Annotated in this window: 27 protein-coding genes and 1 pseudogene; 18 read left to right on the forward strand and 10 right to left on the reverse strand. The window is 70.4% G+C overall.

Annotated features, from left to right (window positions below):
* The first annotated feature begins 257 nt into the window (after positions 1-257).
* The gene (locus ACIA5C_RS24010) at positions 258-2,321 is read left to right on the forward strand and encodes a tetratricopeptide repeat protein (protein ID WP_396058164.1); all 2,064 of its coding nucleotides are present in this window, start codon (positions 258-260) and stop codon (positions 2,319-2,321) included.
* Positions 2,296-2,910: a hypothetical protein gene (locus ACIA5C_RS24015; RefSeq protein ID WP_396058166.1), complete on the forward strand. Its 615-nt coding sequence runs from the start codon at positions 2,296-2,298 to the stop codon at positions 2,908-2,910. The genes ACIA5C_RS24010 and ACIA5C_RS24015 overlap by 26 nt, the downstream gene beginning before the upstream one ends.
* A 73-nt stretch (positions 2,911-2,983) precedes the next feature.
* On the opposite strand, the gene ACIA5C_RS24020 is transcribed toward ACIA5C_RS24015, so the two are convergent.
* The 4 genes from ACIA5C_RS24020 to ACIA5C_RS24035 form a co-directional block, all read right to left on the reverse strand.
* Positions 2,984-3,652: a hypothetical protein gene (locus ACIA5C_RS24020; protein ID WP_396058772.1), complete on the reverse strand. Its 669-nt coding sequence runs from the start codon at positions 3,650-3,652 to the stop codon at positions 2,984-2,986.
* A 273-nt stretch (positions 3,653-3,925) separates the two neighbouring features.
* Positions 3,926-4,546, reverse strand: coding sequence for a type II toxin-antitoxin system prevent-host-death family antitoxin (locus tag ACIA5C_RS24025; RefSeq protein ID WP_396058169.1), 621 nt, complete (start codon positions 4,544-4,546; stop codon positions 3,926-3,928).
* A 351-nt stretch (positions 4,547-4,897) separates the two neighbouring features.
* Positions 4,898-5,299 (reverse strand): type II toxin-antitoxin system VapC family toxin, encoded by a 402-nt coding sequence (locus ACIA5C_RS24030; protein ID WP_396058172.1) that lies wholly within the window; start codon positions 5,297-5,299, stop codon positions 4,898-4,900.
* Complete coding sequence (locus tag ACIA5C_RS24035) at positions 5,296-5,568, reverse strand: type II toxin-antitoxin system Phd/YefM family antitoxin (RefSeq protein ID WP_396058175.1); 273 nt, start codon at positions 5,566-5,568, stop codon at positions 5,296-5,298. The genes ACIA5C_RS24030 and ACIA5C_RS24035 overlap by 4 nt, the downstream gene beginning before the upstream one ends.
* A 226-nt stretch (positions 5,569-5,794) precedes the next feature.
* Between ACIA5C_RS24035 and ACIA5C_RS24040 the strand changes: the two genes are divergently transcribed.
* Genes ACIA5C_RS24040 through ACIA5C_RS24065 form a run of 6 tightly spaced genes read left to right on the forward strand, consistent with a single transcriptional unit; the run spans position 5,795 to position 9,660 of the window.
* Entirely contained in the window at positions 5,795-6,319 is a 525-nt protein-coding gene (locus ACIA5C_RS24040; RefSeq protein WP_396058177.1) for a pyridoxamine 5'-phosphate oxidase family protein, read from the forward strand.
* A 41-nt stretch (positions 6,320-6,360) separates the two neighbouring features.
* Positions 6,361-6,750: a hypothetical protein gene (locus ACIA5C_RS24045; protein WP_396058179.1), complete on the forward strand. Its 390-nt coding sequence runs from the start codon at positions 6,361-6,363 to the stop codon at positions 6,748-6,750.
* The gene (locus ACIA5C_RS24050) at positions 6,701-7,168 is read left to right on the forward strand and encodes a hypothetical protein (RefSeq protein WP_396058181.1); all 468 of its coding nucleotides are present in this window, start codon (positions 6,701-6,703) and stop codon (positions 7,166-7,168) included. Before ACIA5C_RS24045 ends, ACIA5C_RS24050 begins: the two co-directional genes overlap by 50 nt.
* Positions 7,165-8,160, forward strand: a complete 996-nt coding sequence (locus ACIA5C_RS24055) for an aminoglycoside phosphotransferase (protein ID WP_396058183.1) — start codon at positions 7,165-7,167, stop codon at positions 8,158-8,160. Before ACIA5C_RS24050 ends, ACIA5C_RS24055 begins: the two co-directional genes overlap by 4 nt.
* Positions 8,150-9,214 (forward strand): alpha/beta fold hydrolase, encoded by a 1,065-nt coding sequence (locus tag ACIA5C_RS24060; protein ID WP_396058185.1) that lies wholly within the window; start codon positions 8,150-8,152, stop codon positions 9,212-9,214. The genes ACIA5C_RS24055 and ACIA5C_RS24060 overlap by 11 nt, the downstream gene beginning before the upstream one ends.
* 47 nt (positions 9,215-9,261) lie before the next feature.
* Complete coding sequence (locus ACIA5C_RS24065; protein WP_396058187.1) at positions 9,262-9,660, forward strand: hypothetical protein; 399 nt, start codon at positions 9,262-9,264, stop codon at positions 9,658-9,660.
* A gap of 247 nt (positions 9,661-9,907) precedes the next feature.
* On the opposite strand, the gene ACIA5C_RS24070 is transcribed toward ACIA5C_RS24065, so the two are convergent.
* A complete protein-coding gene (locus ACIA5C_RS24070; RefSeq protein WP_396058189.1) occupies positions 9,908-10,825 on the reverse strand; it encodes a CehA/McbA family metallohydrolase in 918 nt (305 codons plus the stop codon).
* Positions 10,826-10,979: 154 nt separating this feature from the next.
* Between ACIA5C_RS24070 and ACIA5C_RS24075 the strand changes: the two are divergent.
* Positions 10,980-11,390, forward strand: a pseudogene (locus ACIA5C_RS24075) (class I SAM-dependent methyltransferase); the annotation flags it as partial.
* A gap of 45 nt (positions 11,391-11,435) precedes the next feature.
* Here the strand turns inward: ACIA5C_RS24075 and ACIA5C_RS24080 are convergent.
* Positions 11,436-12,113, reverse strand: a complete 678-nt coding sequence (locus ACIA5C_RS24080; protein ID WP_396058193.1) for a rhomboid family intramembrane serine protease — start codon at positions 12,111-12,113, stop codon at positions 11,436-11,438.
* 95 nt (positions 12,114-12,208) lie between these two features.
* Between ACIA5C_RS24080 and ACIA5C_RS24085 the strand changes: the two genes are divergently transcribed.
* A complete protein-coding gene (locus tag ACIA5C_RS24085; protein ID WP_396058196.1) occupies positions 12,209-12,943 on the forward strand; it encodes an alpha/beta hydrolase in 735 nt (244 codons plus the stop codon).
* Here ACIA5C_RS24085 and ACIA5C_RS24090 read toward each other — a convergent pair.
* Positions 12,940-13,398 (reverse strand): YdeI/OmpD-associated family protein, encoded by a 459-nt coding sequence (locus ACIA5C_RS24090; RefSeq protein ID WP_396058199.1) that lies wholly within the window; start codon positions 13,396-13,398, stop codon positions 12,940-12,942. The genes ACIA5C_RS24085 and ACIA5C_RS24090 overlap by 4 nt on opposite strands.
* A complete protein-coding gene (locus tag ACIA5C_RS24095) occupies positions 13,395-14,297 on the reverse strand; it encodes a proteasome assembly chaperone family protein (protein WP_396058201.1) in 903 nt (300 codons plus the stop codon). The genes ACIA5C_RS24090 and ACIA5C_RS24095 overlap by 4 nt, the downstream gene beginning before the upstream one ends.
* Positions 14,298-14,587: 290 nt before the next feature.
* On the opposite strand from ACIA5C_RS24095, the gene ACIA5C_RS24100 reads away from it, so the two are divergent.
* Both ACIA5C_RS24100 and ACIA5C_RS24105 read left to right on the forward strand, forming a co-directional pair.
* Complete coding sequence (locus ACIA5C_RS24100) at positions 14,588-15,205, forward strand: EcsC family protein (protein WP_396058774.1); 618 nt, start codon at positions 14,588-14,590, stop codon at positions 15,203-15,205.
* A 64-nt stretch (positions 15,206-15,269) separates the two neighbouring features.
* A complete protein-coding gene (locus ACIA5C_RS24105; protein ID WP_396058203.1) occupies positions 15,270-15,869 on the forward strand; it encodes a hypothetical protein in 600 nt (199 codons plus the stop codon).
* On the opposite strand, the gene ACIA5C_RS24110 is transcribed toward ACIA5C_RS24105, so the two are convergent.
* Both ACIA5C_RS24110 and ACIA5C_RS24115 read right to left on the reverse strand, forming a co-directional pair.
* Positions 15,832-16,191 carry a hypothetical protein gene (locus tag ACIA5C_RS24110; protein ID WP_396058206.1) on the reverse strand — a complete coding sequence of 120 codons (360 nt, stop codon included), beginning with the start codon at positions 16,189-16,191 and terminating at the stop codon, positions 15,832-15,834. The two genes, ACIA5C_RS24105 and ACIA5C_RS24110, sit on opposite strands and share 38 nt — an antisense overlap.
* Positions 16,192-16,290: 99 nt before the next feature.
* Positions 16,291-16,800 (reverse strand): 3-oxoacyl-ACP synthase III family protein, encoded by a 510-nt coding sequence (locus ACIA5C_RS24115; RefSeq protein ID WP_396058208.1) that lies wholly within the window; start codon positions 16,798-16,800, stop codon positions 16,291-16,293.
* 119 nt (positions 16,801-16,919) lie between these two features.
* Between ACIA5C_RS24115 and ACIA5C_RS24120 the strand changes: the two genes are divergently transcribed.
* From ACIA5C_RS24120 to treZ, 6 genes are all read left to right on the forward strand, one after another.
* Positions 16,920-18,503, forward strand: coding sequence for a Na+/H+ antiporter (locus ACIA5C_RS24120; RefSeq protein ID WP_396058211.1), 1,584 nt, complete (start codon positions 16,920-16,922; stop codon positions 18,501-18,503).
* Positions 18,500-18,763, forward strand: a complete 264-nt coding sequence (locus ACIA5C_RS24125; RefSeq protein ID WP_396058214.1) for a UBP-type zinc finger domain-containing protein — start codon at positions 18,500-18,502, stop codon at positions 18,761-18,763. The genes ACIA5C_RS24120 and ACIA5C_RS24125 overlap by 4 nt, the downstream gene beginning before the upstream one ends.
* 50 nt (positions 18,764-18,813) lie before the next feature.
* Positions 18,814-19,746 carry a ketopantoate reductase family protein gene (locus tag ACIA5C_RS24130; protein ID WP_396058217.1) on the forward strand — a complete coding sequence of 311 codons (933 nt, stop codon included), beginning with the start codon at positions 18,814-18,816 and terminating at the stop codon, positions 19,744-19,746.
* A gap of 149 nt (positions 19,747-19,895) precedes the next feature.
* Positions 19,896-22,007 carry a glycogen debranching protein GlgX gene (gene glgX / locus ACIA5C_RS24135; protein ID WP_396058219.1) on the forward strand — a complete coding sequence of 704 codons (2,112 nt, stop codon included), beginning with the start codon at positions 19,896-19,898 and terminating at the stop codon, positions 22,005-22,007.
* Entirely contained in the window at positions 22,008-24,275 is a 2,268-nt protein-coding gene (gene treY / locus ACIA5C_RS24140; RefSeq protein ID WP_396058222.1) for a malto-oligosyltrehalose synthase, read from the forward strand.
* Complete coding sequence (gene treZ / locus ACIA5C_RS24145; protein ID WP_396058224.1) at positions 24,272-26,011, forward strand: malto-oligosyltrehalose trehalohydrolase; 1,740 nt, start codon at positions 24,272-24,274, stop codon at positions 26,009-26,011. Before treY ends, treZ begins: the two co-directional genes overlap by 4 nt.
* Positions 26,012-26,890 lie beyond the last annotated feature (879 nt).

A 26,890-nucleotide genomic window follows, 5' to 3' on the forward strand; every position in this document is an offset into this window, starting at 1 on the left:
CCAGCATTGGGCAACCCATCGACGGTCGTGATCTCTCATGCAACATCCGCCGGCGGTCAAAGTCGAGACCTGTTCGCCTGGCCGGAACGGATCGGCCAGGTGGTCCGACTTGGACGCTCGGGCGGGTGAGATCGCGATCGATGCCGACCGCTGCTCGACCGGGCATGTCATGGTGGATTTTCGGCCTCGCGCCGCCCGATTTTCGATCGCCCGATTTTCGAACGTCCCATTTTCGATCGCCCGAGTTGAGATGGCCGATGTCCGATATCTCGCTGCCCGACGCCCTTGGTTTTCTGGTCCGTGTCACCGACGACGCCGGCAAGGTCCTCGGCACCGGCATCTCGGTCGCCCCGGGCTACGTGCTCACATCGCTGCACGCGGTGGGCCCGCGCATGCTCGCCGACCCGGACGCCGGCCTCTGGGTGGTCCGCGCCGGCGGGCAGCGGCTGCCGGCCGTGATCACCTATGCCGACGGCCAGCTCGACCTGGCGATGGTCCGCTGCGTGGAACCTGCCGGACCGACGGCCCGCTTCCTGCCGAGCAAGCACGTCGAGGTCGGCCGCAGCGTCGAGGTGGTCGTACCCTCACCCGCGTCCGATGAACGCCTGGTCCTGATCGACGGGGTGTGGCAGGGACACGGCCACGTGGCGGCCGCCCGGTTGCCGCCCGGGCTGGGCATCGGCGGCAGCCCGGTGGTGCTACCGGCCGACGGCTCGGTGGTCGGTCTCCTGCGTAGCAGACCGGCCGCCGCGACCGGCCTTCTCGTGACAACGGGCGAGCGGCTGGAGAGGTTCGCCGCGGCCGCCCTGAGCACCGTGCCGACCGACCTCCTCGGCCTGGTCCGCGCCGAGATGGGTGAACTGGCCTGGACGCTGCTCTCGTCCGGCGACCTGGGCACCGCGGCCGAGATCCACTCGCTGCTCGCACGGGCGGCCCAGCGCACCGGCCGCCTCGACCACGCGGTCAACTTCTATCGCGCGGCCCTCTCCGCCTACGAGGAGACCGACGACCGGCTCTCCGCGGCCAACACGTTGTTCCGGCTGGGCCAGGTCGCCGAGATGCGGAGTCAATACTCCGTGGCCCGCGAAAACTATCAGCTGGCTGTCCGGGGCTACGCGCTCACCGAGGAAACCCGCGGGGTCGCGACCGGCCTGCAGCGACTCGGCGTGGTGACCCTGCTGGACCGACGACCGGGCGAAGCGATGCCGCTCCTGGAACGGGCCCAGGCCGCGTTCGGGCTGGTGCACGACTCCACCGGGGCGGCGACCACCCTCGGCTATCTGGGTGCGGCCGCGGCCGCGACCGGCGATCCGGCGGCCGCGACCGAATATCTGTGGCGCAGCCAGGCCATGACGGCACTGTCCGCGGCCGGGCTCGTCTCCATTCTCGCCGGAGTGGCTCAGGTGGTGGCGCCCACGGCCATCCGGGACGCCGCGATCCGCGCCCTACCCGCATCCGCCCTGCCGCCCGAATGGCGGTCCGCACTGAGCGGCCGGAGCCCCGACGACTACGTCGTACGCGGCGGCGACGCCGTCTCGCCCACCGGCGCGGCTGCGGGCGCGGCTGCGGGCGCGGCCACCGGCGCGGCCACCGGCGCGGCTGCGACCGCGGGCGCGGCTGCCGGCCCGGCCGACATGCGCGTTGGTGGCCCCCGTCCGGACGGTGACGACGGCTGCCTCGAACCGCCCGACCTTCTCTCCACCGGCGAGGACGAGGGCGAGCCGCAGATCATCAACGTCTGGGTCGACGAGCGCCCGCCGGACTCGGCGATCCCGCTCGTCGCCCGGCACCGCTACACCCTGGCCTTCCGGGTCGGCGCACCGCAACCGGGCAACCTCGGCCTCGGCATCCGGGAGATCCCGCGCTCGATCATCCCGCCCGGGGGGCTCGAGACCTCGTGGATCGTGGCCTCGACCGACGTGGCGCTGAGCCCGGTCAGCGGTCAGTCGTACACCGGGAACTTCGACGTGGCGAGCGCCGGCGACGTCACCCAGTGGATGGCATCGTTCGCGCTCACCGTGCCGTCGGCCGGCGACTCCGACGACCGGCGCCTCGCCATCGTGCCGCTCGACCCCGGCCAAGCCCGCATCGACGTCTCGGTGTGCGTGAACGGCGACGAATACCGGCGCCTCACCGTCGAACTCGAGGTCGCCTCGCCGAGCGGACCACGACCGGCGGCTTCCGCCCCGGCCGCCCCGGGCCGGGGAGGAGGCGCACCGAGGGCGGTGACCACCACCGAGGTGCACGGGCCGCCGCTCCACCTGGGTGCCACTGGCGTCGGCATCATTGCCCGGCGTGGAGATCCGCTACGTGAAGGGTGAGCACGTCCGCCTGCCCACCATCCCGGCCGCCTACCAGGACGTCTTCCGCTTCCTCCGCGGCGAGCCGATGAAGCTGCCCCGCACGGCCGCCGAGGCCCTGGACCACTCACACGTGGCCGACGCCGCAGAGGACACGGCGACCCCGGCGTTGTCGGCGGGCGCAGTCGCCTCCCACGGCGAAGACCCCGGCTACCTCGACCTGGCCGACCCCGACGAGCCAGCACTGGACACCTTGGACGCAGCCGTGACCGCCGGCGACTTCCCGGCCTTCGCCCGAGAGTCCGCATCCTCTAACGGCGCGCTGCTCGTCCGCGCGCTGCTGGTGGGGCGCGCTGCTTTACCGGGCGTGCTGACCCGGCTGGCCGTGCTGACCCGGCTGGCCGTGCTGACCCGGCTGGCTGTGCTGACCCGGCTGGCCGTGCTGTTCCGGCTGGCCGTGCTGACCCGGCTGGCCGTGCTGACCCGGCTGGCTGTGCTGACCCGGCTGGCCGTGCTGTTCCGGCTGGTCGCGCTGACCCGGGCGGGTCGTGCAGATCCGTCGGTCGTGCTGGCCCGGGGTTTGGCACCCGGGGGCACGTCGGGTCGGTAACCGGCTTCGGTCGTTGCGGACCCCCGGGGGCGCCGCGCAACCCCCGCTCGGCGCGGCGCCCCGTCGCAGCCGGTTACGCGGCCGCGGTGGCCGCCCACATGGCGGTGAAGGCGGCCGCCTCGCCGGCCAGCCAGCTCTCGATGTCGGACGGCTTGGTCGCCGCCTCGAGCCGATGGACCTGACCGCGCCGCAGGTCGACCAGGACCGGCTCGGCGTTGGGGAGAATCTGGTCCATGTGGCGGGCCATCAGGTGCAGCGTCGCGGTGACCGCCTCGGGGGTCGGCGGCGCCTCGTCGAAGTGCAGGCGGACGGCCTCGCGGCGACCGTCGGCGTGGTGCAAACCGAAGTGCGGGTTGACCTTGACCATCAGCGGGCCGACCGACGCCAGGGCGTCACGGGTCTGGGCCAGGCTCACCTGCTCGGGGTCGCCCAGGCTGTCGAGATAGGTCTTGGCCCCCGCCGACACCGCCTCGTAGAGCGGCTTCCACCGGTCCTTGACGAGATCGACCACCCCCGACAGGTAGCTGCCGCCGGTGCGGAACGCGATGTCGGCCTTGAGTGCCTTGACGAGCTGACCGTGCGGGTTGAACCCGGACCGCCGCTCGCGAGCCTTGCGCAGACCACCCACGAACGTTGCCTTGGCCGGGCCGGTGCGGGTCACGTACCGACTGAAGCCGAGCATCGTCGCGTAGGGCGGGATCACGGGGGTGGAACTTGACAAAACGGGCACGGTCACGTTGATCTCCTCGCAGGTCACGGCCGCTTTTAGTACACACATTCTAATCGACGGGTACGACATTCCCAACCGTCCGCGACCGGCTCTCGGTGTCGCATCCGCGCGAACTCTGCGAGGTGTCCGGGAAGGTTGCGAATCACCCGTACGTGCCGAGTCGGCCGCCGAAATGATGGCTGCACTGCCGCAGGCAACAGGCACCGTCATCGTCACGAGGTACAGCGTGACGTAAAGGTGGACGGGAGCAGCGACCGTGATTGCGGATGGCGCATCGCCGGGTCGTCAGACTGGGGCGGCCTCGTCGTACTCGATTGGTGGTTCTGCGGGCGGACGGTGTAGGCGGGCGAGGGCGTGGGCGACGCTGGCGCCGGTGCCTGTGCCGATATGAGCGCCGGATGGGTCGACAGCGATGGCCCGGAAGGTTTCCGGCTGCGGTGGCCGGCCGACGTTGCCGTCATCGATGAGGTCTCCCCGGTTGCCGGGGTCGTATTCCAGGGTGAGAGTCGCTCCGGCGCGCAGCAGCTCTTCGACGTTCAGCCGTGCGTCGGGAGCCGCGCTCATGAGTGCCGCGACCGCCGTGTTGTGGCGGCGCAGCAGTTGCGGCATGCCGGCGAGAGCGGCTTGTAACAGCTCGGCGATCTTCGGCCGCGCCTCCGACACTTGATAAGAAGGCAGGACTGCCTGTGGTTCGTCCAACTCGGTCAGTGGCACCAGCACCGCCCACATCCAACCGGAGCGCTCGTAGGTGATCAACGTCGGTACCCCTGCCTGCGCCGCGTCGATCAACCGCGCCCAGTCTTTGCGAGCGTCCTCCACCCCGACCGGCGTACCCCACCGGAGGACTGCGTCGCGCAACGGTGCCGGCCAGTCCACGTTCGCCCAGTCCACGTGCCCCTTCTTCATGCCCAGACCTTACCATATTTTGTAAGGTGACTGAGTTCCCAGTACAAGAGACAGCGCCACTCTCCGGTCCTGTGGTGGACGGCGACGATGGGTTGCTACGTCGAGTTCGAGTCCTGGCTCGAACGCGACCATCTCATGCCCCAGGCCCAGCACCTCGCGGGCCAACTTCAATGGCGCAGCGTCGACCACGCTCTTGCCATTTGAAAAGGCCCGCGCAGGTCAACCTCAAACCGGTTGGCCCAGGAGCGCTCCGCATCCTCGACCCGGTTAAACAGCACCGAGACACGGCACGAAACCACTCCGCGGGGGTCGACAGCGGGCAAACGCGTCCGTGTCATCCGCGCCATGGCATCAGTTCGGCGCCACGACGTCGAGGCCGGCCCGCTCCGCCACCTCCGCCAAGCGCTTGTCGTACGTGACAAACGCACTGATCGGTTGGCCGCTGGCAACGAGGAACTCCGCGGTGGCCAGATGGATGGCGTCCAGCGAACGAAGTCCAGGCTCGGGATACGCACCGGCGGTTGCGCGGACGGCGGCATTGATATCGACGCGATAGAGACGAGCGAGCACTGCGGCGACACCGCCGAGAACTCCGGGCGCACTCCGGCGCAGGGCACGAGGTAGCTCAACCTCGACCAACGCTGAGGCTACGACCCGCTCTGTGGGCCGGGATCCCAGCCAGTCGACGAGGGCGCGGGACTCGGCCTCGGGCCGGACGAGCTTGACGAGCGCCGCCGTGTCGAGATAGATCACCAGCGTTCCTCATCCCGCAGACCTGAGATCAACTCGCCGGCATCCTGGTCGGCCACCGGCACTCCGGTCGGCATCGCGAAGGGGAGCGTGATGATCGGCGGCGTTATCGCGCCGGTATTGACCAGTTCGTCGAGCGGATCGGCGCCGACCGGAACGATCCTGGCGACAAGGCGCCCACGGTTCGTGATCTCCACGGTCTCGCCCTGTTCGACCCGCGCGAGCACGCCTGCGGTGTCTTGGTTGAGGCTGCGGATAGGGATGCGGTCCATGACGAGAGTGTAGTACGAAATGTAGTACACCGAGCGGAGCGATCGGCGGCGACAATTGCCGGTACCGATGAGGTTTGAGAAATGTGCGTGGCGGTCCGGATGGCTCTTACCCACTCAGCCGGCGCCGGGACCAAGGCGTTTGCGGACGAGCGGCTCCTCGGATGGATGACCAGCGCCGGTGATTGCGCAGATCCGAATAGGATCATGATGTGACGACGGATCCCGAATGCCGCTGACGAACCCATGGCTCTCGGAGCCCATGCCGGCTCATCAACTACCGCGGGAATGCCTTGACGAGCGCATCCTCAACCTGCTGTCCTCGCAGAACATGTGTGTGCTCGCCACAGCCGGGCCGCAAGGGCCACTGGCCACGCCGGTGCGCTACTACTCGCTCGACTTCGCGGTCATGTTCACCGCCGCGCCCCGGTCCCCAAAACTGCGCAACATCGCCGCTGACCCGCGGGTCTCCGTCGGCATCTTCGCCCCGCTGGTCGGGCTGGCCAGCAGCCGCGGAGCACAGCTGTTCGGCGACGCCCGAGTGCTGCCTCCCGACCATCCCGAACGAGACAGCTATTGGGGCGCCTTCCGGTGGGAGAACGAGCACGCCGAACGGGGCCGCCCGCTCAGCGAACCGCCGAGCGACACGCTCGTGGTCATCGAACCGAACCGGATCGTCTACACCGAGCACTGGCTTCGGCGCGAGGGATTCGCGGCACGGCAGTTCTGGAAGCGACTTCCGACCGGACCGTAATTCCGTTGCTGATCGGGGCACGCCGAACGGACAATACGGGCATGATCATCGCGCCGCTCGATTCGGCTGATTCCGCGGCGATGGTCGGCTGGTACGACCTGGTGGTCGCGGTCACAGCCCACGACCAGCCCGACTTCCCCACACCGAGCCGAGCGGAACACATGGCCCGGTTCGAGCACCCGTGGCCCACGTCGACCGAAGAGGCGCTGCTCGCCCGGGACGGGGCCGGCTACCACTACCTCACCAGCCGCGGTCATCAGCCGGGCGTGACCAGCATCAGGGTCCGGTGCCAGGTCGCCGACCGGGCGGCAACGCAGACCCACGCGGACGGATACTCGCTGGTGCAGTGGCGCGACGCGGCACCGGAGGAGATCGTCGAGGATGTCGCCCGCGTTGCAGAGCCGGCTCATGGTCGACGCACCCACCGGTGACCTGGCGGTCGAGCAGCATGTGTACGACACCGGCCGGGTACGCGCCCAGGAGTCGACCGAACGGGGTCGCGGCCACCGCTCGTACTCGACGGCGGCCCGACACGACGCGACCGGCCAGATCGTCGCCCGCACCAAGCTGGCGTTCGAGGCGGACGACGACACCCACGCGCGGCAGCGGGTGACGATCGTCGAGCCGGCTCATCGCGGCCATCGGCTCGGTCTGCTCGTGAAGTCGGCCAACCACGCGTACGCGCGGGCCAACGAGCCGGCGCTGCGCGTCATCGACGCCTGGAATGCCGAGGACAACACGCACATGCGCGCGGTCAACGCAATGCTCGGTTTCCAGCCGGTGGACAGCTGGTCGGTCTTCCAACTGCCGGTGCCCAGCGGCGACACATCGGGCACGATGGCGGCATGACAAGGACATTCCTCCGGCCGGAGGACGTGCGCGAGGTGGTGGCCGAGCAACTGGGCACCGACCGCCGGGTGACGGGCCTCGACCGCCTCGCCGGCGGCAGCAAGAAGGGTGTCTACCGGCTCACGCTCGACGACCGGACGACGGTGATGCTCTACGTGTGGGCGCCGGGCGAAAACTACTGGCCACCGTCGCCGACGGTCCCCGACGATCCGTTCACCGACGCGTCCGGCGCCGAGCTGTTCGGCATCAACCATGCCGCGCTCACGGCCGCCGGCGTGCCCACCCCGCGGCTGCTGATGCTCGACCGCGACGGCCGCTACCTCCCGGCCGACCTCGCGCTGGTCGAGGACGCCGGCACGCTCAAACTCGAAACGCTGATGGAACGCGACCCGGCGGCCGCCGCAGCACCGCTGTCCGCACTCGGCGACGCCCTGCGCCGCATGCACACCACCCTCGGCCCGCATTACGGCAAGCTCGCCACCCTCGCCCACGGCGAGGCCTCCCAGAGCCGCCCCGCCGAGGACGTCATCGTCGACCGCGCACTCGGCCACCTCGGCCTGGCATCGGCCCGCGACGCCCGGCTCGCCGACGCACACGAACCGATCGCCGACCATGTGCGCCGGCTGCGCGGCGCGGTCACCCCGCGCCGGGCGTACGCCCTGGTGCACGGTGAACTAGGTCCCGATCATGTGCTCGTCACGTCCTCCGGCGAACCCGCGGTCATCGACATCGAGGGCCGGGCCTACTTCGACGTGGAATGGGAGCACGCCTTCCTCCAGCTGCGATTCGACGATGACTATCCGGCGCTGCGCCCGGTCGACCTCGACCCTCATCGGCTGGAGCTCTACCGCTTTGCGCAGGTGCTCTCGCTGATCGAGGGTCCACTGCGGATCGCCGACACCGACTTCCCCGAGCGCCAGTGGATGCTCGACCTGGCCGAGTGGAACATCGCCAAGGCTCTTGCCGCGGTGGGGGCGGGCCATGACCGGTAACACGCCGGAGTTGCGCTTCGCCCGGGCCGCCGACGGGGTGACTCTGGGCTACCAGGTCTTCGGGCAGGGGCCGGTGCTTGTCTGGCTGCCCTCGCTGAGCAACATCGTGGCGCAGTGGCGGGTGCCGGCCCTGCGCGCGGCGTACCTGGCGTTGGCCCAGCACCTGACCGTGGTCCTCTACGACGGGCGGGGGACCGGCAGCTCGGACCGGCGGATCGACCTGGCCGACCTCGGTGTCGACGCCCACCTCAGGGACCTGACCGCGGTCCTCGACGACGCCGGCATCCGGCGGGCGTCGCTGCTCGGTTACTACCATGCGGTCACGACCGCTATCGCGTACGCCGCCCGCCGGCCCGAGCGGGTCGACCGGTTGGTCCTCTTCGGCGGGGCGCCGCGGCTGCGGGAGGTGATGGGTCCGGCCCAGACGCAGGCTCTGCTGTCGCTGGTCGACCAGGACTGGGGTCTGTTCGCCGACGCCGCGGCGACGGCCTGGCTCGGCTGGGATGCGGCGTCGTCCGGCCGGTGGGCCGCCGAGTCGTTCCGCACCGCGACGACCGCGCCGGTGGCGAAGGCCTGGTTTGCGGCGGCCCGCGACATCGACGTGAGCGCGGAGGTCGAGCGGGTGCGTGCGCCGACCCTGGTTCTGCACCGGCAGAGCGAGGAGCAGATGCCGGTCGAGGTGTCGCGGCGCCTGGCCGAACGGCTGCCGGACGGACGCCTGGTCGAGTTGGCGGGCACCACCCCGACGCTGTTCATCGAGGATCAGGCGACCGATCTTCAACTGGTCATCGGCTTCGTGGTCGACGGCCGGGCCGGCCCGGCGAAAAAGGGCCCGGCGAAAGAGCGGCCCGCGAGAACTTCCCTCACGCCGCGGGAACGGGACGTCCTGCGGCTCCTCCCGTCCGGCGACTCGAACGCCGAGATCGCCCGGCGGCTGGGCATCGCGGTGCACACCGTGGAACGCCACCTGGCCGGCCTTTACCGCAAGATCGGCGCCCGCGGGCGGGCGGACGCGGTGGCGTACGCCTTGACGGAAAACCCCCACAACATCTGACGGGCCGCCCGGATGTGCCGAGACCGCCGCCGGAGAACCATCGACGCATGGCTCCCGACAACACTTCCTGGCGGTTCGCCCGCGCCACCGCCCCGGCCGTACGCGTGCTGGCCGGCCGCCGTCTGCTCCCGATCTGGGGCGTGGTGCACCATCGCGGCCGGGTCAGCGGCCGCGACCTGCAGGTACCGGTCGCGATCACCACCGCGCCGGGCCTGTTCGTCATCAACCTGCCGTGGGGCGCCCGCACCAACTGGGTGCGCAACGTGCTCGCCGCCGGCAACTGCACGATCCGCTGGCGCGGCACCGACCATCCCGCCGACCATCCGCAGATCCTCGACGAGGCCGCCGCCCGCCCCTACTATTCGGCCGCCGCCTGGGCCATCGCCCACCGCCTCTTCCCGGCCGACGCCTGGCTCCTCCTCCGCCGCCCGGCCACGCCGGCGTGACGCCGCACCGCCCGGCCACGCCGGCGTGATGTCGCGCCGCTCGGTCAGGCCGGCGTGATGTCGCGCCGCTCGGTCAGGCCGGCGTGATGTCGCGCCGCTCGGTCAGGCCGGCGTGACGCCGCGCCGCTCGGTCAGGCCGGCGTGATGTCGCGCCGCCGGGCCAAGCCGACGTGATGTTGGTCCGCCCGGTCACGCCGGCGTGATGTTGCGGCGCTCGGTCGAGCCGGCGTGAGGTTGCGGCGCCGGGTCAGGCCAGCGTGATCGGGTTGGTCAGGGCCGCCATCCGCCCGTCCGGGTGGCGCACCTCGGCCCGCACGAAACCCGCCTCGGCCGCGGTCGTCGGCCACTCGCGGGCCGGGGCGGGGAACGAGCCACGCTCGGTGTGGAAACGGGCGGTGCCTTCCGGCACGCCGTCGAAGGACAGCCGTACGCGGACCGGGGCCCCGCCGGACTCCAGGCGTTCCCCGATGCCGGCCGTGGCATCGCCGGCGGTCGCGGTCAGCGACAGCGACACCCCGACCGAGTCGGTGATCCAGCTGCGTCCGGCCCGCAGCCCGTCCAAGATTGCCGTGGTGCTCAGTTCGGCGGCGAACACCACCGTGTGCGGCACGCCGATCTGGCCGGTCAGGTGGGTGTCGCTGCTGCCGATCGCCGGGCGCCGGTCCGCCGTGGACAGCCCGCGGCCCCACTCCTTCAGCGCGGTCTCGTTGTCGGCGTTCCACGGCCGGTCCGACGCCCACTGGCCGTTCCACACCTCCACCAGGTCGAATCCGTCGAACGGGTACATGAAGGTCCCCGACGGGTAGGGCGCGTGGGGATGGGCCGCCACGCACAGCCCGCCGCTGTCGTGGACGCCGGAAACGTGCCGGGCGATCACCGCGTCGCGAACACCGTAGTCCCAGTCGATCGTCTCGCCCGGCCGGATGCCGAGCGCCAGCCAGTGCCCGGTCCGCGTGGTCATCTCCTGGCCGCGGATCACCAGCAGGCCGGCATCTTCGAACGCCCCGTGCGTGTCGGCCGTGTTGTGCTCGGTGACCGCGATGAAGTCGAGCCCGAACTCGCGTGCCGCCGCCGCGACCTGCGCCGGTGTCAGCTCGCCGGCGACCGACCGGTCGGTGTGCACATGGCAGTCCCCGCGGTACCAGCCGGGCCCCTCGGTCGACATCCCGCCAGCCTAACGCGGCGAGGATTTCCCGATCCGCTACCGTGGCGCGATGCCGATCGAGGACGAGTGGCTCGCCGACACGCGCACGTCCTATGACACGGTCGCCGGCAACTACGCCGACCTCGTGCGGCACTCGCTCGACGACCAGGTCTACATGCGCGGACTCTTCCGCATCTTCGCCGATCTCGTCCGCGCCGCGGGTGGTGGAACGGTCGCCGACGTCGGTTGCGGTCCGGGACACTTCACCGGCTTCCTGCGGGATTGCGGGCTTGACGCGTACGGCGTGGATCTGTCACCGGAGATGGTGCGGATCGCCCGCGGTGACCACCCGGGTGTTCGCTTCGAGGTGGGGTCGATGACCGATCTCGTCGCGTCCGACCTGGGCGGCATCATCGCGTGGTATTCGATGATCCACGTGCCGGACGACGAGATCGTGCCGGTCCTCGGCCGGTTCCGGCGGGCGCTGCGGCCGGGCGGCCCGGTGCTGGTCGGCTTCCACTCGGGGGAGGGGTCGCGGCTCAAGACCGAGGGCTACGGCGGGCATCCGATGCGGGTCCACGTGCACAAACGGACGCCCGCGCGCTATGCCGGGTGGTTCACCGAGGCCGGTCTAGCGGTCGAGGCCGAGATGACGGTCGGCACGATGGGCGTCGTCTTCGGCCGGGCGTCCTGGACGGCCGGCCAGCGGCACGCCGAGCACGCAGCCGACGGCCAGGCCGACGCCGTGATTGTTGGTGAGCACGCAGAGCACCAGGGCCGCGACCGGGATCAGCAGCTGGAGCAGGCGCAGTTCACGTCGCGTACCCCGCAAGCTGTAACCCACCGCAAGCGCGCCGACCAGGCCGCAGATCGCCACCGAGTCGCCGCCGCCGTGCGGCGACCAGCCGGCGGCGCTGACCACCTGGGCGGCGACGCCGGCGATCAGATAGACGGCGAGCGTCCAGAGGTTGCCGAGCGTGCGGGCCGCGACCGGGACGACCACCAATAGTGCGGCGAAGTTGAACACGATCTGGAACCAGCCGTCCGACTGGACCAGCAGCGCGGTGACGACCCGCCACCAGCCGCCGCTGGGGTCGCGCTCGAGCGCGCCGATGATCGCCGGGTGCACCGTCTGCCAGACGCCCATCACCGCGAACACGGCGACCAGCCCGGTGGCGACCGGCGGAACCGGCCGTCGCCACATGCGGGGGACGACCTGCCACGGCGGGCCGAAGCCGGTCAGTTCGAGCAGCAGCTGGAGGCCTGCGAGCATGACCGCGCCCGCGCACAGATAGAGAACGACAACCATCTCGACACCGTTTCATCGATGGGCGGACGCGCCCGGTGCGAAACGGCCGCGCTTTGCCGTGACATCTGTCGTGGCGCCGGAACAGACTGGGCCACATGGCCATGATCCGTTGCGACTTCTTCGCCGAGACACTCGAACTGTCCACCTCGATGACCGTGCTGATGCCGGACGAGGACGGGCCGCCGCCGCGAGTGCTCTATCTGCTGCACGGCCTCACCGACGACGACACCGCGTGGACCCGCTTCACGTCGATCGAACGGTACGTGCAGGACAAGCGGCTGGCGGTCGTGATGCCGTCGGTGCACCGCAGTTTCTACGCCAACGAGGCGTACGGGATGAGGTTCTGGGATTTTCTCTCCGAGGAGCTTCCCCAGGCTGTCGAACGGTTGTTCCGGGTTTCGGCCCGGCGGGAGGACACCTTCGTGGCCGGCCTGTCGATGGGCGGCTACGGCGCGATGAAATGGGCGCTCCGCGACCCGGCGCGGTTCGCCGCGGCGGCGACGTTGTCCGGCGCGCTCGACCTGGCCTACATCCAGGAGTACGACCTGCGGCCGCACATGCGCACCCTGGTCAGCCGGGTGTTTCCGGACCGTGAGGTGGCCGGCACCGACGAGGACCTGCTGCAGCTGATCAAGAACGCCGACCCGGCCGCGCTGCCCCGCCTGATGCTCCGCTGCGGCACCGAGGATCACCTGCTCAAGCAGAACGAGCGCTTCGTCGCGGCGTGTGCGTCGGCCGGCGTGGACCTCGACGCGGGCTACGGGCCGGGCGGCCACGAGTGGTCGTTCTGGGACGAGCACATCCAGACGGTTATCGGCTGGCTCGGCTAGCGGTTTTCGCCCGCCTTGACCATCTCGACGGTCCGGGCGACGCGCTGCGTGCGGGTGGCCTCGCGCTTCGCCTCGGAGATCCAGCGGACGAACTCCTTGCGGTGCGAGTAGGCCAGGGCGTCGAAACGGCCCCTGGCCTGCGCGTCGCCGGCGAGGGCGGCGGCCAGGTCGTCGGGGACCTCGACCGTACGCGTGCCGGCCTCCTCGGCCGTGACCTCGATGTCGTAGGTCTCGCCGAGGGTCACGCCGGCCGTCTCGCGGGCCGCCCGGGCCAGGCCGATCATGTTTTCGCCGCCCATCCGGGCCAGCCGCAGCGCCAGTGTCACGCCGTTGACGGTGACGCTGACCGGAAAGGCCTTGCGGCCGGCGCCCAGCGCGGCCACCTCGTCGTCGGTGAGGACGAAGGCGCCGGCCGGGCCGCGGGCGTGCAGGGTGCTGGTCAGCTTCACGGTCATTCGTCCCGGGACTGCTCGGCCAGGAAGCGCTCCAGCTCGGCGCCGAGCTCGTCGGCCGTCGGCAGCGGACCGGAATCCTCGGCCAGCAGGTTGTTTTCCCGGCCGCGGAGGAATGCGTCGTACTGCGCCTCGAGCGACGACACCAGGCGGCTCGCCTGCTCGTCGTCGGCGATCTGCTTGTCGACGTCGTCGCGGACCAGCTTGGCCGCCTCGCGCAGCTCGCCGGTCGGCAGGGCCAGCCCGGTGGTCTGCGAAACGGAGTCGAGCAGCAGCTCGGACGCCGCCGGGTAGGTCGCCTGGGCGAGGTAGTGCGGCACGTGGGCGGCGAAGCCCATCGCGTCGTGCCCGCCCTTGCCGAGGCGGAACTCGAGGAGATTGCCCACGCTGGCCGGCACCTGCACCCGCTGCAGCCACGACTCGCGGTCGCCGAGCAGGCTCTGGTCGGTGGCGTGCGCGGTGACGCTGACCGGGCGGGTGTGCGGCACCGCCATCGGGATCGCGTTGAGGCCGATCGTCAGCTTGACACCCAGACGTTCGACCAGGCCGGTCACCGCGGCGATGAAACGCTCCCACTGCAGGTCGGGTTCGGGACCCGCGAGCAGCAGGAACTCGCTGCCGAGCTGGTCGCGCACCAGGTGCAGCGCGAGACGGGGCTCCTCATAACTCTCCCAGTGGTCCTCGATGAAGACCATCGTGGGCCGGCGGGAGCGGTAGTCGAGCAGCTGGTCGAGGTCGAAGGTCGCGAGGACGCGGCTGTCGAGGCGCTCCAGCAGATGCTCGCGGGCGAGCTGAATGGCGCTCCCGGCGTCGACGAACCCGGTGAGGGCCTGGACCAGGACCGGCCCGTCCAGGTCCGGCTGGTCGTCGGCCAGCTCGTAGAGCTCGTTGGGGTCGAGCACCGCAGACCTCCTGTGCTTCGAAACGGGGTGGTCGTTCAGAACAACCGTGCACCGGCATTCATTCCGGCGACCACTGGATCTTGCCAAATCGCGTTTGTGGATCTCGGGTTGGGCACAACATCACATTGGGGGTCGCGTGCACGTGCATGTGCACGGCACAATGGCGTCGGATCCTTCCCTTCCCCCCACGGAGTGATCTGGTGACCGAAGCGGCCGCAAACATCCCTTCCGACCATCCTCGCGTGGTCCTGCCGGAAACCGAAGCCCCACCCGGTTCCCTGTGGGCCCGCATGAGGTCCGATCCGCAATACGCGCCCGAGCACCTGGCGATCGAGGCCGTGCGGCTGCTCGGACCCGAGGCGGCCACCTGGACCGATCACGTGCGCGCAGAGTTCCCCGCTCTCACCGCCGACGATCTGGCCGTCCTGGCGATCAAGCGATTCACGACCCTGGGCCGCATCTCGGGCTCGGTGTCCGGCGCCGGCGCGCTTCCCGGTGCGGTCCTCGACGTGGGCGTCCTCGCGTGGACCCACTCGCGCATGGTGCTGCACATCGCCGCGGCGTACGGCGTCGACCCGGCCGCCGCCGAGCGGGCCGCCGAACTGCTGGTGCTGCAGCGGGTGCACAAGGGCCCGTCGACCGCCCGGCTCGCGCTGGGCGTGGCCGCGGGCCGGGAACGGGCGAGCCGCCTGTTCTCCGGCATGGCGGTGCGGCCGTTCAGCGGCGTGGTGGTCAAGCTCGGCGTGCGCCTTTCGCAGATGGCCGGCGTACGCACGGCCAAGCGCGTCTTCGCCAAGGTCATGCCCGGCGCCAAGATCATGCTGGGCACCTGGGTCAACTCGTCGGCCACCCGCGACCTCGCCGACCGGGCCTGCTGCCGCTACCGGGAGGCGGCGCCCGCACGCTAAGCAACCCCTCCAGGCATGCCGAACTGATCCCCGTACGGTTCCGGCTCGAGGTCCTGGAGGACGCGTGCGTCGTGGAAAGCTTGCGCTGCTGGTGATCCCGTTCGCGGGGCTGCTGCTCGGCGGCTGCGCCAAGGCGTCCACCGACGCCCAGGCCACGGTCGCACCCAGCGCCACCACGCCGTGGATGCTCAGCAACGGCGGCCCGGTCACGCCCGTGCCGACACCGGCCGTGTCGTACTCGTCGCCGGCCCCGTTCCCGAGCGGATTCCTGGCGATCAGCACGGTCTCGCCGACGCCCGCCCCGGCGGTGAGCGGCAACGACTGCGCGAGCATCAAGTTCCACCGCGGCCAGATCGACTCGGCCACCGTGTCGGCCGGCACCACCAGCGCGACCGTCACCTGGTACAACCCGGGCGGCGCCGACCTGGTCGAATACCGGGTCACCGCGATCGCCGAACATCAGCTGTCAGTCGGCAACCAGCGCGACATCGGCTGGACCGTGATCAAGCCGGGCTCGGGCTGCGGCATGATGAGCGCCCCGGTCACCGGCCTCGACCGCCAGACCGCGTACGTCTTCTCGGTCGACGCCGTCTTCACCAAGATCGGCAAGGACGGCACCTGGGCCTCTACGGTCGCGCGCTCGATCCCGACGAAGACAGGCTGACCGTCGGCGTCCAGCCCCGGCTGCGGGCCTTGCCGATGTCGAGGACCAGGCCGTCGGTGACTTGGTCGAGGGCGTAACGGGTCAAAAGACTCGAACCAAGCCGCACGGCCGCCTCTGCGGCGGCTGACGGCACATGGCGTACGGGAACTCCCAGCACCGCCGCGACGGCGGCGTCCCGGCTGTAGGCCGTCGCATCCGCGATGTTGTAAGCGCCCGCGGGCCAGGTCAGCGCCCTCAGGCAGGCGTCGGCCAGGTTTTCCACCGCGGTCAGGCTCATCCGGATGTCGGGGCCGGGCAGCCAGGCGGTGCCGGCCCGGACCACGCGCTGGAGGCCGGGCAGCAGATGCGGATCACCCGGCCCGTAGACCGCCCGGGGGCGCAGAACGACCTTCCCCGACGAAGCGTTCGAGGTAGGGCAGCGTCACCTGGTGCACGAGGCCGTACGCGCCTGGGCCATCCCGTCGATGCGCGGCCGCATCGCCCGGGTCGGGGTCTCGCCGGTGACCACCAGCGCCCGCCGCGCCCGCCCGGCCAGGATCATCGAGCGGGCCAGGTCGATGCCGTTGAGGAAGCTGTTGCAGGCGTTGGTGACGTCGAGCGCGTGGGCGCGGCTGCCGAGAGCGGCCTGCACCACGTGGGCGGTGGCGGGCTCGGCCATGTCGCGGGTGGCGCTGGCGAACAGCAGCAGGTCGACGTCGAGCGGGTCGGTGCCGGTGTCGGCCAGCACCTTGGTCGCCGCGTCGACGGCGAGGTCGGACGCATATTCGTCGTCGGCCGCGACCCGGCGCCGGGTGATGCCGGTCGCCTGCTCGAACATGCCGGGCGGCAGCATCAGGCCGCTCGCGACCGCGACCTTGCGCTGCAGTTCGGCGGTCGCCAGCTCGCGCGCGGGCAGGGCGTAGGCGATCCCGGTGATCCCGACGTTGTTCATGGGCGACAGCCTTCCGTACGCCGAGTGCCCCGCGCCTGAGTAGAACTGCCTATCTTCCTGGCCGTCAGGGTGAGTTGCGGCACGCGACCCGGCGCGAAGGATTCAATAAGCTTCCCGGCATGGAGAGCATCGTCGACGTCGTCGCCCTGGTGGCGATCTCTGTGCTCGGCGCGGCTCTGGCCCGGCGGCTCGGCTTCGTCGCCCCGCTGGTCGTGCTCGTCGCCGGGCTCGGCCTGTCCTTCGTGCCCGGGATGCCCGAGGCGCACCTCGACCCCGACCTCGTGCTGATCGGCATCCTGCCGCCGCTGCTCTACACCGCCGCGCTGGAGACCTCGGTGCCCGCGTTCCGTCGCGCGCTGCGCCCGATCCTGCTGCTCGCGGTCGGCCTGGTGCTGTTCACGGCGTTCGCGGTCGGCATCGTGCTGCACGTGCTGCTCCCGCAGTTCCCGTTCGCCGCCTGCGTGGCGCTGGGCGCGATCATCGCCCCGCCCGATGCGGTGTCGGCGACCGCGATCGCCAAGCGCATCGGGCTGCCCCGCCGGGTGGTGACCATCCTGGAGGGTGAGAGCCTGCTCAACGACGCGTCCGCCCTGGTGCTGGTCCGGGTGGCCACCGCCGCGCTGGCCGGTGCCTCGGTCGGGTTCTGGCCGATCGCCGGGCAGGTCGTGCTGAAGGCGGGCGGCGGCATCGTGCTCGGGCTGGCCGCCGCGTGGATCGCGGCCAAGCTGCACCGCAAGATCGAGGATTCGCTGCTCGACGACGCGGTCTCGCTGCTGACCCCATTCGTGGTGGTGATCGTCGCCGAGGAGCTGAAGACCTCCAGCGTGGTGGCCGTCGTGATCGCCGGGCTCTACCTCGGCCACCGCATGCCCTACTTGCTGTCGCCGACCTCCCGGCTGCAGATGGAGGCGGTCTGGCGCATGATCACGTTCCTCCTCGAGGGCATCGTCTTCCTGCTGGTCGGCCTGCAACTGCGGACGGTCGGCAGCGACATCGAGACCAGCGTCGGCACCACGGTCGGGGTGACCGTGGCGGTGATCGGCACGCTGCTGGTCACCCGGTTCGTCTGGCTGTACCCGGCGACCTACCTACCGCGGCTGTTGCCGCGGATCCGGGGGCGCGAGGAACGGCCGCCGATCACGGTGCCGACGGTGATCGGATGGGCGGGCATGCGCGGCGTGGTCACGCTCGCGGCTGCGCAGACGCTGCCCAAGCCCAACCCCGACCCGAAGAATTTCGTCCCCGACTACCCGATCAATCTGTTCGTCTTCATCGCGTTCGCGGTCATCGTGGTGACGCTGCTGCTGCAGGGCACGACGCTGTCCTGGCTGGCCGTACGCCTGGGCGTGCGGCAGGACAACACCACGGCCGACGCACTGGCCGAGGCCGGTGTGCAGCACCAGGCCAGCCGGGCCGCGCTCGAGGCGCTCGAGGCCAACGCCGACGGCGCGCCGACGTCGGTCGTCGACCGGCTCCGGGCGCTGGTCGAGAGCCGGTCCAACAATGCCTGGGAACGGCTCGGCAGTCAGCAGCAGGAGACGCCCTCGGCGGCGTACGGTCGTCTGCGGCGCGAGATGATCGGTGCGGAACGCCGAGTCTTCAAGATCGCCCGGAACGAGGGTCGCATCCCCGAAGAGGTGCTCACCCGCGCTCAGCGCGACCTGGATCTGGAAGAGTCCCTGCTGCAACGGAGTGACGAGTGATCTGCCAGCATCTCAAGGAGGCCGTCGAGGCGGCCCCGCTGTCGGCCTACGAGGCCGGCTGCCCCGAGTGCCACGCCGCCGGCCTGCACGACTGGGTCCACCTGCGGCTGTGCCTCGGTTGCGGCATGGTCGCGTGCTGCGACTCCTCCCCCCTGAAACACATGTCGGCCCACCATGAGGGGACCGGGCACCCGGTCATGCGTTCGTTCGAACCCGGCGAGTCGTGGCGCTGGTGCTACCTGGACGAGCATCTAGGCTGATCACGGCCCGGAGTCTGTTCGCGTGATGCCAGGTTGAATAAGGTTCGTTCGTGCGGACTCTCTTCGTGGGTGCCGGCGCGACCGGCGGATATTTCGGCGGCCGCCTCGCGCAGGCGGGCAAGGATGTGACGTTCCTGGTGCGGCCGGGGCGCCGGACGACACTCGACCGGCGGGGCCTGCACATCAAGGGCCCGGACGGGGAGGCGGTCGTGCACCCGCGCACGGTCACCACGGAGACGCTCGACGGGCCGTACGACCTGGTCGTGCTGGCCGTCAAAAGCTACGCGCTCGAGCAGGCGATGCTCGACATGGCGCCCACGCTCGGCCCGCGCACGGTGATCGTGCCGCTGCTCAACGGCATGCGCCACCTCGATCAGCTGGTCGGGGCGTTCGGGCCGGAACGGGTGTGGGGCGGCGTCTGTGTGATCATGGCCACGCTGAACGCGGACGGCGACGTGGTGCTGATGGGCGGGCCGCTCCGGCTCAGCTACGGCCCGCTCGACGGCGGGGACGACGACCGGCTGCCCGACGTGACGTTCGCGCTCGAGGGCGAGGAGTTCGACTCCCACCCGTCGCGCACGGTGGTGGACGGCATGTGGGAGAAGTGGGTGCTGCTGGCCACCCTCGGCGCGGTCACGACGCTGATGCAGGGCACCGTCGGCGACATCAACCGGGCGCCCGGCGGGGCGGTGTTCGCGCAGGCCGTGGCCTCCGAGGCGCTCGCCGTCGCGACGGCGGCCGGGCACGCACCGCGGCCCGGCGCGGTCGCCATGTTCGAACAGCTGGTCGCCAGCGACCAGCCGACCACCTCGTCGATGTACCGCGACATGATGGCCGGGCGGCCGGTCGAGGCGGACGCGATCCTCGGTGATTTCGTGACCCGGGCGGCCGAGCACGGGGTCCCGGTGCCTCTGCTCTCGGCCGCCTACACCCACCTCGCCCTCTACTCCGACGGCCGGATGACCTCGGCCGGGGGACGCTAGGGCGGTAACCGGACAGTCCTGCCGAACGCGCTGCGCCGATCGGAGAGAATGGCGGCGGACACGGCACAGGATTCCGTCGCCCAGGGTTACATAGCTCAGCCCCGGGGCATGAGTCCCGCCGCATGACGGTCGAGGGGTGGGAGCACGAAATGCAAGTTTGGCCTGGTCACCGGTACCCGTTGGGCGCCACGTACGACGGCACGGGCACGAACTTCGCAATCTTCTCCGAGGTGGCCGAGGCGGTCGAACTCTGCTTGTTCGACCCGGCCGGCAACGAGCGCAAGGTTCAGTTGCACGAGCAGGACGCCTTCGTCTGGCACGCGTACCTGCCCGGGGTCGAGCCGGGCCAGCGGTACGGCTACCGGGTCTACGGGCCCTACGACCCGTCCCGCGGGCTCCGCTGCAACCCGCACAAGCTGTTGCTCGACCCGTACGCGCGGGCGGTCGACGCCGACATCCAGTGGCACCGGTCGCTCTACGCGTACGACTTCGACAACCCGGACCAGATGTCGGACCTCGACTCGGCGCCGTACATGGCCAAGGGCGTGGTGGTCAACCCGTACTTCGACTGGGGCAACGACCGGCGGCCCGACATCCCCTATCACCACTCGGTGATCTACGAGACCCACGTCAAGGGGCTCACCGAGCGGCACCCCGAGGTGCCCAAGGACATGCGGGGCAGCTACTCGGCGCTCGGCCACCCGGCGATCATCGAGCACCTCAAGAGCCTCGGCGTGACCGCGGTCGAGCTGATGCCGGTGCACCAGTTCGTGCACGACAACCGCCTCGACGACCTGGGTCTGCGTAACTACTGGGGCTACAACACGATCGGGTTCTTCGCGCCCTACCAGGGCTACTCGTCGACCGGCACGCTGGGCCAGCAGACCCAGGAGTTCCGCGGCATGGTCAAGGCGCTGCACAAGGCCGGCATGGAGGTGATCCTCGACGTCGTCTACAACCACACCGCCGAGGGCAACCACCTGGGCCCGACGCTGTCGCTGAAGGGCATCGACAACCGGACGTACTACCGGCTCGTCGACGATCAGCCGCAGTTCTACATGGACTACACCGGCACGGGTAACAGCCTCAACGTGCGCAGCCCGCAGAGCCTCCAGCTGATCATGGACTCGCTGCGCTACTGGGTGACCGAGATGCACGTCGACGGGTTCCGATTCGACCTCGCCTCGACGCTCGCCCGCGAGTTCTACGACGTCGACCGGCTCTCCACGTTCTTCGAAGTGGTGCAGCAGGACCCGGTGGTCGGCCAGGTCAAGCTGATCGCCGAGCCGTGGGACGTCGGGCCGGGCGGCTACCAGGTCGGCAACTTCCCGCCCAACTGGACCGAATGGAACGGCAAGTACCGCGACACGGTCCGCGACTTCTGGCGCGGTGAGCCGGCCACGCTGGCCGAGTTCGCCTCCCGCATCACCGGCTCCGCCGACCTCTACCAGGACGACGGGCGCAAGCCGTTCCACTCGATCAACTTCGTGACCGCGCACGACGGGTTCACGCTCAACGACCTGGTCTCGTACAACGACAAGCACAACGAGGCCAACGGCGAGGAGAACCGCGACGGCGAGAGCTACAACCGGTCGTGGAACTGCGGCATCGAGGGTCCGACCAAGGACAAGCAGGTGCGGGCGCTCCGGGCCAAGCAGCGGCGCAACTTCCTGGCCACGCTGATGCTCAGCCAGGGCGTGCCGATGATCTCGCACGGCGACGAACTCGGGCGCACCCAGCAGGGCAACAACAACGCGTACTGCCAGGACGACGAGATCTCGTGGGTCGACTGGGGCGCGGCCGACGAGCAGCTGCTCGAGTTCACCCGCAAGCTGACCGCGTTCCGGCACCGGCACCAGGTGTTCCAGCGCCGCCGGTTCTTCACCGGCCTGCCGGTGACCGCCCGCGGCGGCGGCGACCCGCTGCCCGACCTGGAATGGTTCACTCCCGACGGCCGGCCGATGGCGGGCGACGACTGGGGCAACGACTTCGGGCGGGCGGTCGCGCTCTTCGTCAACGGCGAGGGCATCCGGGAGCGCGGCCAGTACGGCCAGCGCCACGTGGACAGCTCGTTCCTGCTGTTCTTCAACGCCCACGATGCCCCGATCGAGTTCGCCACTCCGCCGGCTGAATACGGCGAAAAGTGGGAAAAGGTCATCGAGACGGCCGAGCCGTCCCCGGATCGCCCGTCGGTCGTCGAGGCCGGCGACAAGCTCTGGGTGCCCGACAGATCTCTCATCGTGTTGGACAGGACGGTCTAAATGCCCCCTTCTGGAACTTACCGAGTCCAGGTCCGCCCCGAGTTCCCGTTGTCCGACACCGCCGCGCTCGCCGACTACCTGGCCGATCTCGGGGTGAGCCACCTCTACACCAGCCCGCTACTGGCGGCGGTTCCCGGTTCCGCCCACGGCTACGACGTCGTCGACCACACCAAGGTCAATCCCGAGCTGGGTGGCGAACAGGGCCGGCTCGACCTGCGGGGTGCGCTCGACGCGGCCGGGCTCGGCCTGGTCATCGACATCGTGCCCAACCACGCCGGGGTAGCCGTTCCGTCGGAGAACCCGACATGGTGGGACGTCCTGAAGAACGGCGAGGAGTCGAAGTACGCCAAGTTCTACGACATCGACTGGTCGCGCGGCCGGCTCCTGATCCCGGTGCTGGCCGACTCGCCGGACGCGCTCGACGATCTACGCGTCGAGGACGGCGAACTGCGCTACTACGACAAGCGCTACCCGATCGCCGACGGCACCGGCGAGGGCACCGCCCGCGAGGTGCACGACCGGCAGCACTACGAGCTGGCCAACTGGACCCGGGGCGACTCCGGGCTCAACTACCGCCGGTTCTTCGCCATCGTCGACCTGGCCGGCCTGCGGGTCGAAGACCCGGAGGTCTTCCAGGCCACCCACGCCGAGATCCTCCGGTGGTACGCCGAGGGCGCCGTCCAGGGCATCCGCGTCGACCACCCGGACGGTCTGCGCGCCCCCGGCGAATACCTCGAACGCCTGCGCGCCGCCGCCCCCGACGCCTGGCTCGTCGTCGAGAAGATCCTCGAGCCGGGTGAGGAGCCGCCGCCCTGGCCGGTCGACGGCACCACCGGCTACGACGCGCTGGCCGAGGTGTGCGGCGTGTTTGTCGACACCAGCACCGAGCGGTTCTTCGACACGCTCGACCACCACCTGACCGGGGGCGAGGTCACCTGGCAGACCCTGGTCCACCAGACCAAGCACACCCTGGCGACGACTCAGCTGGCGGCCGAACTTCAGCGGATGGCCCACCTCGTACCGGAAATCGAGGCCGCGCCCAAGGCGCTGGCCGAACTTGCGGCGTGTTTTCCGGTTTACCGCTCCTATCTGCCGTTCGGGGCGCGGCATCTCGCGCGGGCGCGCGCCGAGGCCGGACGGCGGCGACCCGAGCTGATTCCGGTGCTCGACCAGCTCACGGCGCGCCTGCGGCAGCCGTCGGAGGAACTCGCGCAGCGGTTCCAGCAATACACCGGCGCGGTGATGGCCAAGGGCGTGGAAGATACGGCGTTCTACCGCTGGACCCGGTTCACCGCCCGCAACGAGGTCGGCTGTGACCCGTGCCAGTTCGGCGTCACGCCGGACGACTTCCACGAGGCGATGGAGTCGCGGCAGCGCACCCGGCCGCAGTCGATGACCACGCTCTCCACCCACGACACCAAGCGCAGCGAGGACGTGCGGGCCCGGCTCGCGGTGCTCGCCGAGGTGCCGGGGGACTGGACCGAGGTGGTGCGCCGCTGGGTCCGGGTCGCTCCGCTCCCCGACCCGGCGCTGGCCCACCTGGTCTGGCAGGCCGCGGTGGGTGCGTGGCCAATCTCCAGGGAACGGCTTCAGGCGTACGCGCTGAAAGCCGCCCGCGAAAGCGGCGCCGGTACCAGCTGGATCGACCCGGACGAGCGCTTCGAAGGCCGGCTGGCCGAGATGGTCGACAAGATCTACGACGATCCGGCCCTGCACCGCGAGGTGGACGACTTCGCGGCCTCGATCACCGCCCCCGGCCGGTCGAACGCGCTCGGGCAGAAGCTCATCCAACTGACCATGCCCGGGGTGCCCGACGTCTACCAGGGCACCGAACTGTGGGACCACTCGCTGGTCGACCCGGACAACCGGCGGCCGGTCGACTTCTCGCTGCGGCGCGCGCTCCTGGCCCGCATGGACGACGGGTGGCTTCCGCCGGTCGACGACAGCGGGGCGGCGAAGCTCCTGGTCACGTCGCGGACGCTGCGTCTGCGCCGGCAGCGGCCGGAGCTCTTCGCGTCCTATCGACCGGTGTTTGCCGACGGCCGGGTAGGGGAACACGTCCTCGCCTTCGACCGGGGCGGCGCGGTGGCGGTCGCCACCCGGCTGCCGGTCGGATTGTCACGGCACGGAGGGTGGGGGGACACCACGTTGTCACTCGACGGACACAGCTGGACGGAAGTGTTCACGAACACGAGCTACGGAGGGAACCGGCTGTCGGTGGCCGAGCTCCTTCGCGTGTTCCCGGTCGCCCTGCTGGTGAAAGAATGACGATCTTCGAAGTCTGGGCGCCCGAGAAATCCGTCAAACTGCGCCTACCGGGTTCGGGAGAGGACCGCGAGATGGAACGCGGGGACGACGGCTGGTGGCGCCTCGACGTGCCGTCGGCCGGTCCCGGCGCCGACTACGCGTACGTCCTGCCGGATGGTGACAACGGACTACCCGATCCCCGCTCGCAGTGGCAGCCTCAGGGGGTGCACGGGCCGAGCCGGGTTTACGACCAGTCGGCATTCGCCTGGACCGATTCGTCGTGGACGGGCCGCCAGTTGCCCGGCTCTGTCCTCTACGAGCTGCACATCGGTACGTTCACGCCGGCCGGCACCTTCGACGCGGCCATCTCCCGGCTCGACCATCTGGTGTCGCTCGGCGTCGACATGGTCGAACTACTGCCGGTCAACTCGTTCAACGGCGAACACAACTGGGGCTACGACGGCGTCTGCTGGTACGCGCCGCACGAGGCCTACGGCGGCCCCGACGGGCTGAAACGCTTCGTCGACGCGGCACACGCCCGCGGGCTCGGCGTCGTACTCGACGTGGTCTACAACCACTTCGGGCCGTCCGGTGCCTACGCGCCGATGTTCGCGCCCTACCTGTCGGAGGCCGGGTCCAACCCGTGGGGCGCCTCGGTCAACCTCGACGGCCCACAATCCGACGAGGTACGCCGCTACATCATCGACAGCGTCCTGATGTGGCTGCGCGACTACCACGTGGACGGCCTGCGGCTCGACGCGGTACACGCGCTGGTCGACCACTCGGCGATCAACCTGCTCGAGCAGATGGCGGTCGAGGTTTCCTCGCTGTCGGTCGCTCTGGGACGGCCGCTGTCGCTGATCGCGGAGTCCGACCTGAACGACCCCCGGCTGATCACCCCCCGCGAGGCCGGCGGCCTCGGCCTGCACGGGCAGTGGGACGACGACGTCCACCATGCGCTGCACACCCTGCTGACCGGCGAACGGCAGGGATATTACGGCGACTTCGGCTCCCTGGAGTGCTTGCAGACCGTGCTCGAAGGAGCGTTCTTCCACGCCGACACGTGGTCGAGCTTCCGGCAGCGCCGGCACGGGCGGCCGGTCAACCGGTCGCTGACCCCCGGGCACCGCTTCGTGGCCTACCTGCAAAACCACGACCAAATCGGCAACCGCGCCATCGGCGACCGCATCTCGGCGACGCTGTCCCCGGGCCTGCTCAAGGTCGGGGCGACGCTGCTGCTGACCTCACCGTTCACGCCGATGCTGTTCATGGGCGAGGAGTGGGCAGCGTCCAGCCCGTGGCAGTTCTTCACCAGCCACCCGGAGCCCGAACTGGCCGCCGCGGTGCAGAACGGCCGGCGGCGCGAGTTCGCGGCCCACGGCTGGGAATCGGGTGACGTACCCGACCCGCAGGACCCGGCCACCTTCGAACGCTCCAAGCTCGACTGGAACGAGCTCGACAAACCGGGCCATGCCGAGATCCTGGACCTGTACCGCCGGTTGATCGCGCTGCGCCGCAGCCGACCCGACCTGAGCAACCCGTGGCTCGACAAGGTCGAGGTCTGGCACGGAGACCAGCATTTGGTGATGAAGCGGGGTCAGTGCGCGGTCGCGGCCAACCTGGCGACCGTCCCGCAGACGGTCAGCTTGCGGGCGGTGCCGAGCAAGGTGCTGCTGGCAACCGAGCCGGGCGTCGTCCTGCAGCGCGACCGCGTCGACCTGCCGCCGGAGACGGCCGTGGTGGTCGCCTTCCGCTGACGGACCGGGCGGCCCTCCGGGGCCGCCCACCGGGCCGGCCGCCTTCTTGCGCGGCCGGAGTGCTGCTTGGGTTGTCGCGTTCCCGTGCTGCTTGGTTGTTGCGTTCGGGTGCTGCTCGGCTGTCGCTTTCGGGTGCTGCTCGGTCATCGCTTTCGTGTGGTGGTGGGGCGCCGCTTTCCTGTACTGCCTTGCTTGCCTGCGCGCTTTCGCTGTCCGGCGCGCCTTGCCGCTCTGCCGCGCTTGCCTTCTGCCGATTCCGCTGAGCTGTTGCGCCACGGTTCTTGCCGCGCCGACGCGCGGCCGTCCTCAGCTGTGCGGCGGTTCTGAGCTGTGCGGCGGTTCTGAGCTGTGCGGCGGTTCTGAGCTGTGCGGCGGTTCTGAGCTAAGCGGGTGTCCGGGCTGTGCCGCTGTCCCGGCTGCGCGGCGGCCCTGAGCTGCGCGGCGGTTCTGAGCTGTGCCGCTGTCCGGGCTGCGCGGCCGTCCTGAGCTGTGCCGCTGTCCCGAGCTGTGCCGCTGTCTCTTGATGCGCCGTCGTCCCTTGTCGCGTCTGCCGTGCCGCCGTCCTCCCACCGCGCCGCCGCCTCCCCCTCCCTTCAGGGAGGGTGAAATTTAAGCACCTGCCTCCGACGGTTTTTGCCGTTGTCCACAATCGGCGACGTCGACTGCACCCGGCAACGGCCGGGCCTCCTCCACCTCGAATGCGCGGCCACGTGGTCGTGGGCGTCCTGGCCTTCGACGCTGCGGCTCGGTCCACGCCGTTCATTAGCGGCGAGTCCGTGCGCGTTGTTAGCGGCGAGTCCGTGCGCGTTGTTAGCGGCGAGTCCGTGCGCGTTGTTAGCGGCGAGTCCGTGCGCGTTGTTAGCGGCGAGTGGGTGCGCG

Source organism: Actinoplanes sp. NPDC051343 (genome assembly GCF_044455125.1).
GTDB lineage: Bacteria > Actinomycetota > Actinomycetes > Mycobacteriales > Micromonosporaceae > Actinoplanes.

Bases quoted from the DNA above. Each gene is read 5' to 3' on its own strand.
- ACIA5C_RS24010 (WP_396058164.1), top strand. From the start codon at position 258: ATGTCCGATATCTCGCTGCCCGACGCCCTTGGTTTTCTGGTCCGTGTC.
- ACIA5C_RS24025 (WP_396058169.1), bottom strand. From the start codon at position 4,546: ATGAAGAAGGGGCACGTGGACTGGGCGAACGTGGACTGGCCGGCACCG.
- ACIA5C_RS24035 (WP_396058175.1), bottom strand. From the start codon at position 5,568: ATGGACCGCATCCCTATCCGCAGCCTCAACCAAGACACCGCAGGCGTG.
- ACIA5C_RS24040 (WP_396058177.1), top strand. From the start codon at position 5,795: ATGCCGCTGACGAACCCATGGCTCTCGGAGCCCATGCCGGCTCATCAA.
- ACIA5C_RS24045 (WP_396058179.1), top strand. From the start codon at position 6,361: ATGATCATCGCGCCGCTCGATTCGGCTGATTCCGCGGCGATGGTCGGC.
- ACIA5C_RS24050 (WP_396058181.1), top strand. From the start codon at position 6,701: ATGTCGCCCGCGTTGCAGAGCCGGCTCATGGTCGACGCACCCACCGGT.
- ACIA5C_RS24055 (WP_396058183.1), top strand. From the start codon at position 7,165: ATGACAAGGACATTCCTCCGGCCGGAGGACGTGCGCGAGGTGGTGGCC.
- ACIA5C_RS24060 (WP_396058185.1), top strand. From the start codon at position 8,150: ATGACCGGTAACACGCCGGAGTTGCGCTTCGCCCGGGCCGCCGACGGG.
- ACIA5C_RS24065 (WP_396058187.1), top strand. From the start codon at position 9,262: ATGGCTCCCGACAACACTTCCTGGCGGTTCGCCCGCGCCACCGCCCCG.
- ACIA5C_RS24070 (WP_396058189.1), bottom strand. From the start codon at position 10,825: ATGTCGACCGAGGGGCCCGGCTGGTACCGCGGGGACTGCCATGTGCAC.
- ACIA5C_RS24080 (WP_396058193.1), bottom strand. From the start codon at position 12,113: ATGGTTGTCGTTCTCTATCTGTGCGCGGGCGCGGTCATGCTCGCAGGC.
- ACIA5C_RS24085 (WP_396058196.1), top strand. From the start codon at position 12,209: ATGGCCATGATCCGTTGCGACTTCTTCGCCGAGACACTCGAACTGTCC.
- ACIA5C_RS24090 (WP_396058199.1), bottom strand. From the start codon at position 13,398: ATGACCGTGAAGCTGACCAGCACCCTGCACGCCCGCGGCCCGGCCGGC.
- ACIA5C_RS24100 (WP_396058774.1), top strand. From the start codon at position 14,588: ATGAGGTCCGATCCGCAATACGCGCCCGAGCACCTGGCGATCGAGGCC.
- ACIA5C_RS24115 (WP_396058208.1), bottom strand. From the start codon at position 16,800: ATGAACAACGTCGGGATCACCGGGATCGCCTACGCCCTGCCCGCGCGC.
- ACIA5C_RS24120 (WP_396058211.1), top strand. From the start codon at position 16,920: ATGGAGAGCATCGTCGACGTCGTCGCCCTGGTGGCGATCTCTGTGCTC.
- glgX (WP_396058219.1), top strand. From the start codon at position 19,896: ATGCAAGTTTGGCCTGGTCACCGGTACCCGTTGGGCGCCACGTACGAC.
- treY (WP_396058222.1), top strand. From the start codon at position 22,008: ATGCCCCCTTCTGGAACTTACCGAGTCCAGGTCCGCCCCGAGTTCCCG.
- treZ (WP_396058224.1), top strand. From the start codon at position 24,272: ATGACGATCTTCGAAGTCTGGGCGCCCGAGAAATCCGTCAAACTGCGC.